We start from the raw sequence: 13,903 nt of genomic DNA on the forward strand, positions 1-13,903 counted from the left end.
GGTATCTGGAACCTCTCACCTAAGGAGCCCATCTATGGACAAGCCGAATGCCTGCTGCGCCTCTGCGGCGCAGCCCAACGTATCGTTGACGTCAATGAGTGACGATGCGCATCGCCGTACCGTGCGAGATGCCTATGCCCAGGTGGCTCAGGTCAGCGGCAAAGGACAAAGCGGCGGCAATGCTTCGAGTTGCTGCGGCGTCAGCGACGATGGCGCCATCAACACGCTCATCTCCACCCGTCTGGGTTACAGCCAGGCCGACTTGGATCTGGCGCCTGCTGGCGCCGATATGGGTCTGGGCTGCGGCAATCCCAAGGCCATTGCCGCACTGAAGCCGGGCGAAACAGTCGTCGATCTGGGATCGGGTGGCGGCTTCGACTGCTTCCTGGCCGTTGGCGAGGTGGGGCGCAGCGGCCAGGTGATCGGCGTTGACATGACCCCGGAGATGGTCTCCAAGGCGCGTGCCAACGCTCTGAAGGGGCAGTACGGGAACGTGGAGTTCCGCCTGGGCGAGATCGAGCACCTGCCCATCGCCGACGGTGCTGCCGACGTGGTGATCTCCAACTGTGTCATCAACCTGTCGCCGGACAAGCCCCAGGTGTTCCGCGAGGCTTGGCGCGTCCTTAAGGCCGGAGGGCGGTTGGCCATCTCCGACGTGGTCGCGACCGCCCCACTGCCCGAGGACATGCGCAATGACGCCGCGCTCGTTACCGGGTGCATGGGCAACGCATCGCTGATCGCCGATCTGGAGGCAATGATGCGTGCCGCCGGATTCGAGCAGATCCGCATCCAGCCGAAAGACGAGTCGAAGACCTTCATCGAGGACTGGGCGCCGGGACGCAAGGTCACCGACTTCGTCGTCTCGGCCACGATCGAAGCCATCAAGCCGGGCACCACGCCGTCGCATTTCTCATGACTGAAGAGCCGGTGGGTACTAAAGCGCCTGTGGACCTTGGCGAGCAGGAGAGTGTCATGGCCCACGCTGCCTCGCCTATGGGCCGATTCGAACGCTACCTGCCGCTTTGGATGGCGCTGTACGTTCCGAGCGGCCCAGCCCTGGGTCACCTCATACTTGGGCTGCTCAGCATATTGGCCGCCATCGAATACGCCTGGGCCACGGGAACACAGATCTCCAACCCTACGAATTTCTGAGTCGGCATACAGCAATGAATCCAATCACTATTTATCACAACCCCGCCTGCGGCACATCGCGCAACGTGCTCGCCATGATTCGTAACAGTGGCGAGGAGCCTGTCGTCATCGAGTACCTGAAGATACCGCCCGACCGGGCCACGTTGACGGCGCTGATCACCGCCATGGGCGTGCCGGTACGCACCGTCCTGCGCGAGAAGGGTACGCCTTATGCGGAGCTGGGTCTCGATGACCCGAAATGGAGCGACGAGCAGTTGATCGGATTCATGCTCCAGCACCCCATTCTCATCAACCGCCCCATCGTGGCCACGCCGCTGGGCACACTGCTGTGCAGACCTTCGGAAGCGGTGCTGGACATCCTGCCCCAGCCGCAGCGCGGCGCTTTTAGCAAGGAAGATGGCGAAGCCGTCGTGGACGCGGAGGGCCGCCGTGTCTGAATCCAGAATCGACCTGCCCAATATCGACACCGCGCTGTTTCAACAACCCGATGCCCGACGGCTGATGGCGCCCGAGCGTGCCACCCATCGCAGCAAAAAGGGGGCCGAAGCCCCCTCGCTCAAATCAGACCGCGTTCGGCAAACGATGTGATGCTGCTGCCCGCCACGATGATGTGATCCAACGTGCGCACATCCACCAGCGCCAGCGCCTCCTTGAGCCGCTGGGTCAGTTCCTCGTCGGCCCTGCTCGGCTCTGGATTGCCGCTCGGATGGTTGTGCGAAACGATGACCGCTGCCGCATTGAGCCGCAGCGCCTCCTTGACCAGCTCGCGTGGATACACCGATGCACTGTCGATGGTGCCTCGGAAAAGCTCGCAGTATTCGATCAGGCGATGCTGCGTATCCAAGAACAGTACTGCGAAGACTTCATGCTCAAAACCAGCCAACTTGGCGCTCAGGTACTCCTTGACCGCCACCGGCGAACTGAACGATGCACCGCGCCGCATCTTGTGCTCGATGGCCTGGCGCGCGGCCTCCAGAATCTGGTCAGTTGTCGCCAGCAGGTAGCGCCCCTGTGCGTCACGCACCATCAACGAGGCATCGAACGAGGAAAAGGACAGTTGCGACATGATCGTGCTCCGGTTGCTCGGGCGGAATTGCCCGGAACCGTGACCAGCACGGCGCAGCGCAAGCAGTCAGGGGTCGCAGACGGCCGCCAGGACGCAAGCGCGCACAAGCGCGCGCCGCCCTTGACGGCGAGAACGCCGTGATACGGTGAAGGGAACAGCCAGACCGCCCACACCCGCCCACTGCACACAGATGGCTTTCGGGCAAGCGCAGCGCGCAGGCCCGCGAGGGCCGAAGGCGTCAGGGATCAAAGCCGAATGGCCGCGATTCGGCACGAAGCGCGGGGCGCAGCCCGCGAGCCCGACGGTGGAACGCCGGGATGTGCCTTATGTTCCCACGGCAACAGCGTTGACCACGGGGATCTTCTGAGCCACGGCGGCATAGAGGTCTACGTCCGTCCGTGGCGTCCGGATTGAAATCACGAGGCTATATCGCGCTGGCAAGGCATAGCGCTCCAGTGCGGGCCGGGTGCGCCACCAACCGGCGGAAGGATAGACGGCGATGAACCCACGGCTGGCTAGTTCGGCAGCCGTGCCTGTCCAAATGTCCTGGTGCAACGAGCCGCGGTGCCGCCGCTGGCCACCCAGCAGCCACTTCGGATCGGAAGAATTAACCGGATCGCCATCGCCATCGTCTTCACGCTGCGCGGCGGCATTCAGCCGTGCAACGAACTGATCGGTGGACGCATCCAGCGGACGCTGCACGTCGAAGCGCAGCCGATGCGAAGGGTAGTGGTACTTCGACGCAACACCCCGTGCTGATGGGTTGGGCTCGATGAAATACGAAAGCGTGACGCGCATCTCAACAGGCGTGTCCTGCAATGCCTCCAGTTCATCTTTCGGCCACGGCAAGGAATGCAGATTCATATCGCGCGTCACAACCTTGCCAGGAACCTTCGCATAAGGATGCACTAAGTCTTCAACCACCAGGGTCAAGGAATCACCCGCACTCCACAATGCGCGGTCCAAGTCTGGTGCTCCCCACCCGCAATGGCGGATCAGGTTGACGTAGTGATCCTTGTTCGGCGCGGCCGGCAAGAACATCGCGCACATGGCATCGCTCCATTGCGCCGAATACACCAACAACGCACGTACGGTCCCCGGTCGAAGATGTGGGTAGGCTACCATGATCCGGGCCGCCATGCCCGCACACAGCGCCGATGCCGCGCTCGTGGCATTGCTGGTCGTGAACAAGCGCTCCTGCGGCTGATTGTGGGTGGTCAACAGGCTAAGGCTGGTCATCCACGACGCGCCGCGATCATCCTTGGCCGCATTGCCACCTTCCAGCACCACATCAGGCTTCAGCGGCCACGCGCGATCCCAGGTTCGCGTCGTGGTGGTGAACGGACTGAGGCCACCCGCTCCCGCAATGGGCCTTAAGGACGGATGCCCCTGCGTGTCGATCTTGTTGGTGCAAGCGCCCACGGTGATGGCGTTCCATGCCTGCCCTGGATCATGCACAAGGTTGGTGGCCAGGCAGTCGGGATACGTGGCCCACGCATGAGTATCACGGTCGTTGCCGGCGGAGAGCACGAACAAACGCGGGTTCTCGCCCGCGCCATCCGCATCCGCCGCGAGGCCATCAACGGCAGCCGACCATGACGAGGGCCGACCCCGATCCCGGTAGTCCGAAGCCGTCACGGCCGACGTGAACACGCGGAAGCGATCCGGAGCAGCAATTTCCGGACGCGCGACACCTTCCATGAAAAGGTAGGCATGGTGGCGCGCATCGCCCTCGTTGGTGCCTTCCGCCGGAACCAACTTGACCGACTCCAGCCGATGCGGGACGCTGATCGCGTCTGCAGAAGACAAGGCATCTGCCAGGTCGCCATAGGCGGCCAGGCCAGCCAAGCCCGTGCCGTGATCCGCCTGGTCATCCACGCCCCAAGCAGGCTCCACGGTATGCAGGTCGCCTGCATCCATCAAGGGCTCCAGCAACGGGTGCGCGCGGGTGACGCCCGAATCCAGCAGGCAGACCCGCGGCGCATCGTCCGCTGGTTGCAACTGGGCGCGCCGCAGCAGATCGTCCGCCCATTGGCGCTGCTCTCCCACATCCATGCCGTCGAAGAACTCGGCGGTCTCCTTGGCATAGCGAAGCTCGGCCACGCAGTTCAAGGTCATCACCGAACGCGAAAGCTGCTGCTGCGAGCCATACATCAACAGCACAGTACGCTCAGGAAAGTTGACCTGCTTGTCGCTGACCACGCATTCCGCCAGGCGGGCGAGCTTCTTGAAATCCTCCACCACAGCCTGCCGCTGTCCCGCGCCTCGAACCGGAAGCCACACCTCCCACCAAAAAGCAGCGGCTGGATCGGCTGGCAGCAATTCAGGCGCATCGGTCCACAACGCCCTGATCTCGGCTGCCCGGATGGATTCGATGGCGTCGAGCAACTTCCGATGGTCGAGTGCCTGATCGTTGACGCCTTTCTTCTTTGCCAGGTAGTCTGCTACGTACTGCTCGAAGTGCGCGAGCTTTCCGTCTGGAACAAAGACGTTGGCGAGGGTGCAGTTGCCTTCTTCGCGGACGCTCAGAAGTTCGATTTTTTTGGTCGCATTCGCCAGGCTCTCGAACGCCAGCGCAACATCCGGCTGGCTGGTGAACTGGATCTGCAGGCCCAGCCCGCTTTCCAGTTGCAGTGCCTGCTGGACGCGCACGGCCTCGGCCGCTACAGGCTTCAAGTCCTCGATCTGCGCTTGAAGGGAGGCGCCATGCTGTTGCCTGGGCTGAGCCGGGACGTCCATCTGCCTCACGGGCGAAGACTTCGCCGTGAATTCAACTGCTCGTGATGTGTCTCGAAGAATGAGGTGTGGACGCTTAGCTTGCGGTTGATCCGGCATGGTTCGGCATGGCCCTCTTCATTCTGATGCTGAATTTCCGGCGTTCATCGAAGGCCCGCGTCAGCGCGGCCGTCTCCACGCGGTCCTCGTCGTGCATCACCGCCTCCTTGATCGACTCGTCCACGGCGCGCCTGATTTCCGCGTAACTCAACCCCTCCGCCTTCGCCGTGAGAGCCTTGAGCGGAAAGGGCTTGGGAGCGAACTTCCCGAGCCGCGCCTGCAGAAGCTTGGCGGCCTGCGGTCCGGTCGGCAGCCGGTATTCGATCACGTCGTCGAATCGACGGAAAAGCGCGTAATCAAGTATCTCCACATGGTTGGTCGCAGCGAGGATCAGGCTATGGGACTGATCGCTCTCGATCATCTGCAGAAAGCTGTTCAGCACCCGCCGGATTTCGCCCACGTCGTTGGCGAGTCCTCGCTGCGAACCGATGGCATCGAATTCATCGAAAAAGTAAACGCCACGAACCTCGTTGATAGCGTCAAATATCTGGCGCAACTTGGCGGCCGTTTCCCCCATGAACTTGGTAATCAGCGCATCGAGCCGAACGGAGAACAAGGGAATGCCAAGCTCACCCGCAAGCACGGAGGCCGTCATCGTCTTGCCCGTGCCGGGCGGCCCCACCAACAGCAGCTTGCGTCGCGGTGACAAGCCGTGTTCGCGGATGCGTGAATGGTGCTTCTGCTCCTTCAGTATGCGATCGAGCTGCTCGGCCACTTCCTCGCTGAGCACCATATCCGCCAGCCGATTCTTCGGATAGGCGACCGTCAGCAGGTTCGCCAGTTCGCCACGAGGACGCGCCAGCGGCACAAGATTTCCCGCCACATCAGCCGGTGAGACCCGTGCCTTAGCCGCGTCGATCATGTCGCGCAGTTCTTGGGCGAGCTTGCCGTGGCCCACCTTGGCTTCCCGGGCAGCAACCTGCATGGCAACGGAATAGAAGTGCCGGTCATCCCGCTCGATGTGGGATTTCACCAACGCCTTGAGTTGTTCGGCACTAGCCATAGTGGCCTCCCACCTGCGCTGTCATGTTGCCCGATGTTCCCAGCGATTCCAGCGCAGACTGCATCAACTGATCGGCGACGTGCTCGTCGATCGCACCCAGTTCGTTCTGTTCGGCCGCCAGAACGAACAGCAGCCCGACGGGCACCTGCAATGCCTCGGCAATCTTGGTGACCGTCGAAAGTGTCGGATCGCGCTTGTTGTTTTCAAGCATAGAGAGGTACGACACAGAACAATTGGCCCGATTCGCAATCACACTTTGCGATGCTCCCCGCCGCGTCCGGCACAGTCGAATGGCTTGGCCTACATTCATTGCGGCAGTTTCTTCACGGGTTGCTTCGAGCGGACATCCGAGAAAATTTTACCATCAGTGAATTTGCCCCACTGTTGCTCCACTGTATGGAGGGCACGAAGGAACGGCAGTTGCTTCTGAATTTTCGTATCAGTGATACGCAATTCGGTGGACGTTTCCCTACCGAAAATCAAGCCGCGTGCGCGGACGGCGGCGAGGCCAGCGGCTGCACCGCCAAGCGCAGGCCCATCGCCTTCAGGATGGCGGTCAAGCTGTTGAGGGCAGGATTGCCCTTCGGCGACAGCGTTCGGTAAAGCTGTGTCGGGTTCAGGTGCGCCTGTTCGGCCACTATCTGCACACCACCGACCGCCTGCGCGAGTTGGCGCAGCACGGTCATCAGCTCGGCCTGGTCACCATCAACCAGGATACCGTTGATGACTTCGAGTGCGAGTGCCGGATCGCTGCGGTACAGCTCGGCCATCGCTTCGTCATGGGGTCTGCTTCTCATCATCCAATCTCCGTTGCCAGTCCTGCCAGTAGCCCACCGCTCGGTCTACGTCGGCGTCCTGCGTGCGCTTGTCACCACCACAAAGCAGCAGCACGAGCCGCCGGCCCGCCTGGCCGTAATACACCCGGTAGCCCGGCCCAACGTCGATGCGCAGTTCCCACACGCCATCGCGGCAGGACTTGTGGTCGCCGAAGTTGCCCTGCTCGATGCGAGCCACGCGCCGGATGACCGCCACCTTGGCCTGCATGTCCCGCAAACGTCGCAGCCAGTCGGTGTAGAGGTCCTTTTGCCTGTCGGCCGTCAGGTAGTGCTCAATTCGGTACATGAATATTTTCGTTTATATACGAATTTAAGTCAAGAAGCGAAAGAACAGCGGGTCAGTTCCCGTGGCTCAGCCGACGACCACCTCCAATGCCTGCGACGCCGGCTTGCCGGCCCGCTTCGTGCCGGGCGGCACGGCGCGTGTCGGACTCTTGCGATGGCGATAGGGCCGATAGTTGCCTTGGCTCGTGCGGGTCTTTTCACCATCCCCGACGGGGGCCGTCGTCAATGGGAAAGCCGGCGTCGCTGGCACCCAGCCGTCGATGGCGTCCCGGCGCAGGCTCGCCACCTTCTCGGCGGCAGCCCGAACGGGGTCGTCCTCCGCATGTACATACGTCATGAACATAGTGACGGTCTTGTGCGCGCTCAGCGCCATACCGACCTTGATTGGGATACCGGAGTTGGCAATGTCGGTGACTGCACGATGGCGGATGCCATGCGTTCCGACGTGCGCCACCTCCGCGCGGCCCAGGATGCGTTTCCAGCCGTTGTAATAAGTGCTGTCGGGCAACGGCTTCCTGGCATCGAAGATGGCCGGGCACACATAGGGCGAGTCGTCGATACGAGGGGCATTCGACAGGAGTTGATACGCCGTTTCGCTCATCGGCTTGGAAATGTTTCCGGTCTTGCTGTCCGGCCAGACGACGCGGCGATTCGAGAAATCGACCCATTCCCATTCGAGCGTGCGGATTTCCGACATACGCGCCGAGAACTCGAATTGCAGGCGAACCGCCAGTGTCACAGTTGGATGCTCCAGCCCCTCGGCATCCGCGCGGTCAAGATAGGCATAAAGACGCGCCAGTTCCTCGTTGGTGATGTACCGCGTCTCGCCATCTTCCCGGTACTTGGGAACATGGCGGCACGGATTCGAACCGTCGAGCCGATAGCCCCACACCTCGGCCAAGTTGAACATCTTGCGCAGGCAGGCCAGAACCCGATTGGCCGTGACGGCGATCCGCGCCATATCCCGCATCAGTGTTGTGATGTGCACCCGCGTCACATCAGGCACTTTGAGCTTGCCCAAGGCTGGAAGAATGTAGCGATCAATGTTGGCCTTGTAGGATTCGACCGTCCGGGGCTTGTTGCGCGGCTTGGAGTATTCCTCGATGAACTGTTCGCACAACTCCTTGACCGTAGGGGCCATGCGCGCGGCCAGCTTGGCGGCGCTGGGGTCGTCGCCCTTGCGCACGTCGGCCAACCAGTCCTGCGCGATCGACCGCGCCTGCTCGACGGTCAGCTCGCCGAACTGGCCAATCTTCGGCTTGCGACGCTCGCCCCAGTTCGTGCGGTACTGGAGCATGAAGACCTTGCGGCCGTGGGCGGTCACTTTGCAGAGAAAGCCAGGGACAATGGTGTCCCGCAGTTCGTAGTCCTTGCCGGTGACTTCCGCCGCATCAACAGCGGATTTGGTGAGTTTGATCTTGGCCATGACGCCTCCTAGTTCGGGATCGAACGCAGGAACCAGCCAGGAGCCACGGCATCGGAATGTCTGCCGCAATCGGTCTGGTCTAGGCGTAAGGCTAAACGGGACTAGCCTCTTGGAAAACCAAGCGCAGCAAGGCTCTGCGGGTTCCAGCGTAGTCTCATGCTAGTCTCGGGATTCAATCTCAAAATCCCCCGCCGCAAGGCGTGCCGGTTCGATTCCGGCCCCGGGCACCAAAGACAAGGCCGCACAGTTCCCAGAACGTGCGGCTTTTTCTTTTCCCCCTCTGTAGCGCCTTGCTGTGTCGTGCGCATCGGCGCATAGAAGTGCGCCGCAATCCGGGGGCATATGGGGGCACATTCGGGGGCATCAATCGTGAAACTGGGGGCACATCGCCCGCCGCAACCAATACCCCCACCCCCCAAAACCTGCGCACACAAAAATTAGAGGAACCGGTCGGTTTCCGGGGGGTGCGGGTGGACTTTTAGCCCCCCCTATCCCATGCCGGCCGGCGCGGCGCACTGGCCCCGCTTGTCATGCGCTATGCGCCCACAGCAGGCCACAGTCCACGGGCAGCATCAGCGCCCCGCCTGCGCCCTCAGTCGCCTAGCCAACAACACCGACAGGACGCCAGGCCACAGCACCAGGCGCGGCACGGCAAAGCGCCTTGCGAGGGCACCAGCCGCAGCAGTTCGGACAGCCGACAGCCGGCGCACAGCGAGCGCCACATGCACATTCCCGGGCAAAGTAGGGCCTATGCACTGACAAGCCATCAATGCAACCCTTCGGGGGGGCGCGTTTTTGCGTGTGAACAGTGTGAACAGTGAGACAACCGCATGAATGCTGGGTTTTCTTGTTCTCACCCTGTTCTCACTCACGCGGGCAATGTGAACAAACACGGGAGAAATGGACGGCATTTGCACATATGCGGGAAGCGCGCACGATGCAAGGCCATCGGCGGGCATCGCACGTGAGAAGCATGGCCCGCGCCCATGTTGCACAGTCTGGAGAATTGATCGGCCTGATTTTGGCGCGAAGGACGCCCCCGCTCCGCGCCCCACCAGGCGCCCGGCAACGCACGGCCAGGCCGTGCACTCGGGCCACCGAGTAGTAAACGGCCGTTGCCCCAGGCGCTGGCGCTGTACTCGCGTGTGCATGCCCGGCCTGGTCGGCCGCTACATGTCCAACTCAAACAGGGCGGGTGCGATGCGGTAACAGTTCGCCAAGCCATGGCCCGGCAGGCGCTGGCGGCAGTCGAAGGCACGGCCAGCACCAGGCACAAGGGCGCCATGCTCCAACAGGACGCGGCACACAGCTTGATAGTCGAAGCCCTGGCAGACTTCGGACCGGAACACCTCGGGCAGAATGAAGTACTCCACGCTGACGCCCTCCCCCAGGACGACGGGCATCTTTTCGCCAAACTCGCTTAGGTGCTGTCCGTTGCTCTTGATGGGCTCGCCATGCTCGTTCAGCATGCGCCTGTACCCCGCCCGGTGTAGCGTCTTGGCATTGTGGTCATCTGACGCCCTGTGCCACCAGGTAAAGCGGCCCTCCCCGTGCGCCTCAAGGAAGCGCCGCACCTGGCGCAGCATGTTGCGCACCTCGCCATTGCCGGCGCCACCTCGGGCCGCGAGCCACGCGTCAAAGCACGCACGCGCAGCCCATTCCGATTCACTGGAATCCCAGCCGGTTAACCCGGCTTCGGTCGCCAGCTCGCCCGCCATGGCAACCAAGGCGAAGCGGGCCGCAACCCGCTGCACCTGGCCCGATGCGCCCTCGGGAAGCCATTGGGCCGTCAGTGCCTGCACGCCATCGCGCAAGCGACGCGGCAGCGTGGCCCAATGGGCGCAGGCCCACTCAATGAAGGCCAGCCCCGGGGCGCCGTGGCATGCCGGCGCCTCGCGGGTCAAATGGCTGGAAAACGCGGCCGGGCTGGCGTGGTTATGAATGTGCTCAAAGGCGCCCATTCCAGCGCCAGCATCGGCGGGTATGTCGGCCATGCGCACCTCCTGGCCGGTGCGGGCGCGCTTCATGCCCTCGGCCATGTGGTCAGCCAACCCCAGCTCGCCAGCACTCAAGAACAGCAGACGCCAGGACAGGCGGGCACGTGGCGCACCACCACGCGTAGCGCGCGCTTTGCTTTGCTCATTCGCCAGCATGTAGGCGCACTCGCCGGCCACCTTGCCGTCAACCTGCGCCAGCTCGTCAAGTATCAGCAGCGCATCGCAGTGCTGTGCGGCAATGGCCTCCAGGGCGTTATCGGTGGTGCGCCAGCGTTGCATGTAGCTCGGGCCGCCGTTCACGCTTGCGGCCACACGTAGCGCGGTTGTCTTGCCGCTACTGCTGTCGCCGCGCAGGTGAAAGCCCCCACTTTCCATGCTCGCCGGGCGCAGCAGCGGGCCAGCGAAGGCGCAGGACACGGCGAACACCAAGCGGCTATTGCCAGCGCACAGGGCGCCGATGCGATCACGCCAGGCCGCAACATCCTTGCGCACGCGAAAGGTGTTTTCCATCTGGCTGTCAGACTGAAACACGATGCGCTCGGCATCGTCGCCTATGGTTTGGTGCGGCAGCACGTAGGCGGCGCCGCCCTCGGTAGGGTGCCAGCCGATGCGATCAGTGCAGCTTGCAAACTCACTCGGGCGGCGGGTCTGTATGTACTCGGTAAGGCGGTTACGCGCCGTGGGCGATGTGGCGATGCGCAGTCCCATATTCAGAAGCGCCGCGCGGTACTCGCCACCATCGCCAGACAGCATGCGCGAGGGCATGGCCCACTGCTTGGAACGGCCCAGCGGGTCAGCGAATTGCAGCAGGTAGCCCCAGCCGTTTCCGTCCTGGTCGCGGGTCAGGGCCGACACATCAAGACGCGAGCACAGCCACAGCGGGCGCAGCGGCTCGCCGTCGCGGCCACGGCCGTGGTAGTACACGCCGCCATCATCCACAGTGAAGGGGTCGTGTACCTCGCCGGCATCGGCGCCGGCAGGCGTGGCAGGCGTGGCGGGCGGGAAGTACTGGCCTGCGGCCGCGGCTGCATCGGTGTCAGCCTGGTGGGCGTCTATCACAGCCCGCACCGCCTGGCACACGGCGTCCAGGCCCTGCGCCTGGTGCAAGTCGTTGAAGTCCACATTGCCGGGCGCATCGTCGTCGGCCGGCATCACAGGAAACACCGCCAGCCCTTGTACAGCACGGGCGGCGGCTTCGGCCTTCACGCGGCCGGTGTTGGTGCCGGTGCGCGCCTCGGTGACGCGATCGTCGTCACCGCACAGCACCAGCAAGGCAGCAGGGTACAGGCGCCGCAGTTCACGGGCCACGTGCGACAGATTGCCCGCGTCGAAGGCCACAGCCACGGGCCAGCCTCCGAGACATTGCCCTGCTTCATGCAGGCTGGCGCATGTGGCGTACCCCTCGCCCACCAGCACCACGGCCGGCGCCTGGCCGGGCTCGCCCAGCATGTGCCACAGCCCCGACTTGCGCCCGCCCTTCTGAAACAGCTTGTCCGTTCCATTGGCGGGGCGCTCGGGGGCAATGCGTTGCACGTTCCACAGCACGCCAGCGGCATCCCTCATGGGAACCAGCGCCGTTTCATCGGCCAGGAAGCGCAGGCCGTAGGGCTGCACGTTCTTGCGTGCGAGGTAGGGGCTTGCGCCCGTGGGGCTGGCACTCTCCCACAGGGCGCGGGCCGAATCGGCGGCGGCCGCGTGCGCTGCCTGCTGGCGCTGGGCGTCAGCCCGTGCAGCCTGCTGGCGCTGGGCATCTCGCCGGGCCTGGTCGGCAGCGCTGGGCGCGGCCGGCGCTTTGCCAGCCTTGGGAAGTTCAAACCCGTGCTGCTTGGCAATATGCAGCAGCGTGGCCACCGTCACGCCGCCGCCCGCCTTGATGCTGCGCCAGGTGCTGGCCGTGGCGCTGGCATCGTATCCGTCTGCCGTGGCGCTCCAACCGTCGAACAGTTCCCGGCCTGTTTCGTCGGGGTATTCGCTTTTGATCGCCATCCCCACCCGCGCCCATTCATCACGCGGCAGGTTTGCAGGGATGTGTCCAAGGGCGGCGCGGATCAGATCGGGCGTAATGGGAGTTGTCATTCTTTTTCTGTCTCTCAACCGCGCGGCTCAAATCCAAAGCACAGGGGCCGCAGGTAATCGAGCTCCAAGATAACGAGCGCACGGATTGCACTTGCGTGATGATCGGCCTCAGAAATTGCCCGGGCGAGCCTATCCAGCAGCCGCAATGCCTCGCTGGGGTCCGGCTGTGCACACGTGTGCAGATTGGTGCGCAGATGGGTGCGCAAAGCCTCAAGGCACTTCGTCGCGTCATATTCAGCCTTGAGCCAGGGCGAGCGCGCCTTGTGCTGTGCCTCTTGAAGCTGCTCCGGGGCAAGGTGGGGCAACCCCAGCACGTCGAACTCACGGCGGGCGGCACTGTTCCAGGCCATACGATGCGCTGCGCGCTGCATGGCATTCATGGACCCGGCGCGCATTACTGCACCTCCGCGATGCGGTCCTGTACCCACTGCAACACCGCAGTCTCTGGCCAAGCCACGTGGCGCGCAGACAGGCGCACGCTACGGGGGAACTTACCGTCTTTCATGAGCTGATAGATGGTGGACTTCTTGCACCCCGTCATTCCCTCGACTTCGGGCAAACGCACCAGGCGGTCACGCGGGACGACCGGGCGGGATTGGTGGACTACTTGCATCGGTGATTTCCTTTCCGTTGAAGCTCCCGCACATCCAACATGGATCGGCGGGCGTGAAAGGACTGTCGGACATGCCACGCTAAAAAGTCGCGTGGCACTTGCGTGGCATGCGTGCGTCTGCGTCCGCACAGAGTGAAGATCGGCCGCACCCGTGGCGAGCGCGCAGCACGTTTGCCACGCAAATGCCACGCGTTTGCAACCCAACGCGGCGCCATGAGCAAGGAACACGGTCCGCCGCACCGCCGAAACCCACGTGGCCCGGCGCGATGCAGCAGACTTGCCCGCCATTACTCGCCCGCCTTGTTACCCGGTGACGCCAAATGCGCCGGCTGCTGCGAAAGCGCCGTGACGGCCCGTTCCATGACCCGCGACAGCGGCCCAAGACGGTGCACAAAGACGGCGCCAAACTCGGCGGCATCGCATCCGTTTCGTGACGCTGAAATGGCCTCTGCTGCACACGCCAGGCTTTGCACCTCGCCCCAGCACCAGGCCAGCACATCGGCCGGCGATGCGGCGGGGTTGACGATGACGGCCGGCCCGGCTGCGTTCAAATTGGGCCAACGTTCAGCCAGGTAGCCGACAGCCCCGATGACGGATGTTGGTTCGTTCATGGC

At 63.4% G+C, this 13,903-nt stretch carries 14 protein-coding genes and 1 pseudogene; 4 read left to right on the forward strand and 11 right to left on the reverse strand.

The features are described 5' to 3' along the window. The first annotated feature begins 34 nt into the window (after positions 1 to 34). The 4 genes and pseudogenes from ABUE11_RS10270 to ABUE11_RS10285 form a co-directional block, all read left to right on the forward strand. Positions 35 to 916 (forward strand): arsenite methyltransferase, encoded by an 882-nt coding sequence (locus tag ABUE11_RS10270; RefSeq protein ID WP_367065236.1) that lies wholly within the window; start codon positions 35 to 37, stop codon positions 914 to 916. Continuing rightward, on the forward strand, positions 913 to 1,152 hold the full coding sequence (locus ABUE11_RS10275) for a hypothetical protein (RefSeq protein ID WP_367065237.1): 240 nt from the start codon (positions 913 to 915) through the stop codon (positions 1,150 to 1,152). The genes ABUE11_RS10270 and ABUE11_RS10275 overlap by 4 nt, the downstream gene beginning before the upstream one ends. A gap of 14 nt (positions 1,153 to 1,166) precedes the next feature. Continuing rightward, positions 1,167 to 1,589 (forward strand): arsenate reductase (glutaredoxin), encoded by a 423-nt coding sequence (gene arsC / locus ABUE11_RS10280; RefSeq protein ID WP_201395671.1) that lies wholly within the window; start codon positions 1,167 to 1,169, stop codon positions 1,587 to 1,589. Next, positions 1,582 to 1,677: pseudogene (locus ABUE11_RS10285) on the forward strand (arsenical resistance protein ArsH); the annotation flags it as partial. The gene arsC and the pseudogene ABUE11_RS10285, both read left to right, overlap by 8 nt. A gap of 31 nt (positions 1,678 to 1,708) precedes the next feature. Here ABUE11_RS10285 and radC read toward each other — a convergent pair. The 11 genes from radC to ABUE11_RS10340 all read right to left on the reverse strand — a co-directional run bounded on the left by radC (position 1,709) and on the right by ABUE11_RS10340 (position 13,900). Then, on the reverse strand, positions 1,709 to 2,218 hold the full coding sequence (gene radC / locus ABUE11_RS10290; protein WP_201395672.1) for a DNA repair protein RadC: 510 nt from the start codon (positions 2,216 to 2,218) through the stop codon (positions 1,709 to 1,711). A 324-nt stretch (positions 2,219 to 2,542) separates the two neighbouring features. Further along, on the reverse strand, positions 2,543 to 5,053 hold the full coding sequence (locus tag ABUE11_RS10295; RefSeq protein WP_367065238.1) for a S8 family peptidase: 2,511 nt from the start codon (positions 5,051 to 5,053) through the stop codon (positions 2,543 to 2,545). Beyond that, positions 5,031 to 6,056, reverse strand: coding sequence for an AAA family ATPase (locus ABUE11_RS10300; protein WP_201395674.1), 1,026 nt, complete (start codon positions 6,054 to 6,056; stop codon positions 5,031 to 5,033). Before ABUE11_RS10300 ends, ABUE11_RS10295 begins: the two co-directional genes overlap by 23 nt. Beyond that, positions 6,049 to 6,366: a helix-turn-helix transcriptional regulator gene (locus ABUE11_RS10305; protein ID WP_201395675.1), complete on the reverse strand. Its 318-nt coding sequence runs from the start codon at positions 6,364 to 6,366 to the stop codon at positions 6,049 to 6,051. The genes ABUE11_RS10300 and ABUE11_RS10305 overlap by 8 nt, the downstream gene beginning before the upstream one ends. Positions 6,367 to 6,535: 169 nt before the next feature. After that, entirely contained in the window at positions 6,536 to 6,853 is a 318-nt protein-coding gene (locus tag ABUE11_RS10310) for an addiction module antidote protein (RefSeq protein WP_201395676.1), read from the reverse strand. Next, positions 6,834 to 7,178: a type II toxin-antitoxin system RelE/ParE family toxin gene (locus ABUE11_RS10315; protein WP_201395677.1), complete on the reverse strand. Its 345-nt coding sequence runs from the start codon at positions 7,176 to 7,178 to the stop codon at positions 6,834 to 6,836. Before ABUE11_RS10315 ends, ABUE11_RS10310 begins: the two co-directional genes overlap by 20 nt. A 66-nt stretch (positions 7,179 to 7,244) precedes the next feature. Continuing rightward, complete coding sequence (locus tag ABUE11_RS10320; protein ID WP_201395678.1) at positions 7,245 to 8,603, reverse strand: site-specific integrase; 1,359 nt, start codon at positions 8,601 to 8,603, stop codon at positions 7,245 to 7,247. A 1,169-nt stretch (positions 8,604 to 9,772) separates the two neighbouring features. Continuing rightward, positions 9,773 to 12,676 carry a DUF927 domain-containing protein gene (locus ABUE11_RS10325; RefSeq protein WP_367065239.1) on the reverse strand — a complete coding sequence of 968 codons (2,904 nt, stop codon included), beginning with the start codon at positions 12,674 to 12,676 and terminating at the stop codon, positions 9,773 to 9,775. A 14-nt stretch (positions 12,677 to 12,690) separates the two neighbouring features. Beyond that, complete coding sequence (locus tag ABUE11_RS10330; protein WP_367065240.1) at positions 12,691 to 13,056, reverse strand: hypothetical protein; 366 nt, start codon at positions 13,054 to 13,056, stop codon at positions 12,691 to 12,693. Between the two features lie 14 nt (positions 13,057 to 13,070). Further along, complete coding sequence (locus ABUE11_RS10335) at positions 13,071 to 13,577, reverse strand: AlpA family transcriptional regulator (RefSeq protein ID WP_367065241.1); 507 nt, start codon at positions 13,575 to 13,577, stop codon at positions 13,071 to 13,073. Continuing rightward, positions 13,577 to 13,900 carry a hypothetical protein gene (locus ABUE11_RS10340; protein ID WP_367065242.1) on the reverse strand — a complete coding sequence of 108 codons (324 nt, stop codon included), beginning with the start codon at positions 13,898 to 13,900 and terminating at the stop codon, positions 13,577 to 13,579. The genes ABUE11_RS10335 and ABUE11_RS10340 overlap by 1 nt, the downstream gene beginning before the upstream one ends. Positions 13,901 to 13,903 lie beyond the last annotated feature (3 nt).

This window comes from Oryzisolibacter sp. LB2S, from assembly GCF_040732315.1.
GTDB classification, from domain to species: Bacteria; Pseudomonadota; Gammaproteobacteria; order Burkholderiales; family Burkholderiaceae_C; genus Alicycliphilus; species Alicycliphilus soli.

What these genes read in the sequence shown, in the direction of transcription:
- ABUE11_RS10270 (WP_367065236.1), top strand. Translation starts at nt 35, where the DNA reads ATGGACAAGCCGAATGCCTGCTGCGCCTCTGCGGCGCAGCCCAACGTA.
- ABUE11_RS10275 (WP_367065237.1), top strand. Translation starts at nt 913, where the DNA reads ATGACTGAAGAGCCGGTGGGTACTAAAGCGCCTGTGGACCTTGGCGAG.
- arsC (WP_201395671.1), top strand. Translation starts at nt 1,167, where the DNA reads ATGAATCCAATCACTATTTATCACAACCCCGCCTGCGGCACATCGCGC.
- radC (WP_201395672.1), bottom strand. Translation starts at nt 2,218, where the DNA reads ATGTCGCAACTGTCCTTTTCCTCGTTCGATGCCTCGTTGATGGTGCGT.
- ABUE11_RS10295 (WP_367065238.1), bottom strand. Translation starts at nt 5,053, where the DNA reads ATGCCGGATCAACCGCAAGCTAAGCGTCCACACCTCATTCTTCGAGAC.
- ABUE11_RS10300 (WP_201395674.1), bottom strand. Translation starts at nt 6,056, where the DNA reads ATGGCTAGTGCCGAACAACTCAAGGCGTTGGTGAAATCCCACATCGAG.
- ABUE11_RS10305 (WP_201395675.1), bottom strand. Translation starts at nt 6,366, where the DNA reads ATGAATGTAGGCCAAGCCATTCGACTGTGCCGGACGCGGCGGGGAGCA.
- ABUE11_RS10310 (WP_201395676.1), bottom strand. Translation starts at nt 6,853, where the DNA reads ATGAGAAGCAGACCCCATGACGAAGCGATGGCCGAGCTGTACCGCAGC.
- ABUE11_RS10315 (WP_201395677.1), bottom strand. Translation starts at nt 7,178, where the DNA reads ATGTACCGAATTGAGCACTACCTGACGGCCGACAGGCAAAAGGACCTC.
- ABUE11_RS10320 (WP_201395678.1), bottom strand. Translation starts at nt 8,603, where the DNA reads ATGGCCAAGATCAAACTCACCAAATCCGCTGTTGATGCGGCGGAAGTC.
- ABUE11_RS10325 (WP_367065239.1), bottom strand. Translation starts at nt 12,676, where the DNA reads ATGACAACTCCCATTACGCCCGATCTGATCCGCGCCGCCCTTGGACAC.
- ABUE11_RS10330 (WP_367065240.1), bottom strand. Translation starts at nt 13,056, where the DNA reads ATGAATGCCATGCAGCGCGCAGCGCATCGTATGGCCTGGAACAGTGCC.
- ABUE11_RS10335 (WP_367065241.1), bottom strand. Translation starts at nt 13,577, where the DNA reads ATGGCGGGCAAGTCTGCTGCATCGCGCCGGGCCACGTGGGTTTCGGCG.
- ABUE11_RS10340 (WP_367065242.1), bottom strand. Translation starts at nt 13,900, where the DNA reads ATGAACGAACCAACATCCGTCATCGGGGCTGTCGGCTACCTGGCTGAA.